The sequence below is a fragment of the Elstera litoralis genome (assembly GCF_000963705.1).
GTDB classification, from domain to species: domain Bacteria; phylum Pseudomonadota; class Alphaproteobacteria; order Elsterales; family Elsteraceae; genus Elstera; species Elstera litoralis.
The window spans coordinates 1-933 of sequence record NZ_LAJY01000846.1 but is presented as its reverse complement, the minus strand read 5'-3'; the positions used below and the strand labels follow the sequence as shown (position 1 = coordinate 933).

Below are 933 nucleotides of genomic sequence, written 5' to 3'. Positions count from 1 at the left end.
AAGGGCAGGCAGCAGGCGGCAAGGGCAGGGTGTTGGTGTCGCGATGTTGCTTTTTTGTTCTTGACGTTGTGAATCGCTGAGGGTAGGGTAGGCCCTAAGATCGGCGGTAGTTGGGGGAAGGATTGAGCTTCTCTTCTGAACGGCTTAGACTGGTGTTAGCGACGGGAGCGGGAAATGGCTCAAAAATCTTCCGAACAGCGTCAGCAGCACGCCGCCTTGCGGGCTTCAGGATTGAAGCTGGTCAAAATCTGGGTTCCTGACGTTAATCGTCCAGGCTTTGCCGAGGAATGCGCCCGGCAGGCGCGGTTGGCCGCTGCTGCTGATCGAATGGACAGTACCCTCGCCGATGAGCTTGAGACGGCCTTGCATGATATAGAGGGTTGGACCGCGTGAGACGGGGCGATCTGGTCACGGTCGCGCTAGCGGGCGATTTCGGTAAACCTCGTCCCGCTCTTATTCTTCAATCTGATCTTTTGGCCGAGCATGATACCGTTATCGTTGCGTTGGTAACGAGTGCTCTCATTCCTGCTCCACTCGTAAGAATCTCTGTCGAACCGACGCCTGCTAATGGCTTATCCAAGACATCGCAGATAATGGTCGACAAGGTGATGACGGTTCGGCGCGAAAAATTGGGGCCGGTCTTTGGATGCGTGGAAGAAGCGACGCTTATAGCCGTTAATCATTCACTTGCCCTGGTATTGGGCTTTGGGTGAGGAAAATCAGCTTTCTCCGGGTGGCCTAAGCTGTCTCGGAAAGGTCTAATGCTCTCGTGATGTGTTTCCAATGCATTTTTATAGGTGAAAATCGATTTTAACCGAAGATGGGCGCGCTCGCAATGACAAATAAACTACGAAATAGAATTATTATTGTCACTGTATTTTTAATTATAGTTGCAGTTCTTGTTATTTATACTGAAGATTATGGTAAGATTTT

At 50.6% G+C, this 933-nt stretch carries 2 protein-coding genes; both read left to right on the top strand.

Features of this window, described 5'->3' with window-relative positions; translation table 11 throughout:
• Window positions 1–174 precede the first annotated feature (174 nt).
• A complete protein-coding gene (locus tag VZ95_RS20170) occupies window positions 175–393 on the top strand; it encodes an antitoxin MazE-like protein (protein ID WP_045777455.1) in 219 nt (72 codons plus the stop codon).
• On the top strand, window positions 390–713 hold the full coding sequence (locus tag VZ95_RS23500) for a type II toxin-antitoxin system PemK/MazF family toxin (protein WP_084627955.1): 324 nt from the start codon (window positions 390–392) through the stop codon (window positions 711–713). Before VZ95_RS20170 ends, VZ95_RS23500 begins: the two co-directional genes overlap by 4 nt.
• Window positions 714–933: the final 220 nt, after the last annotated feature.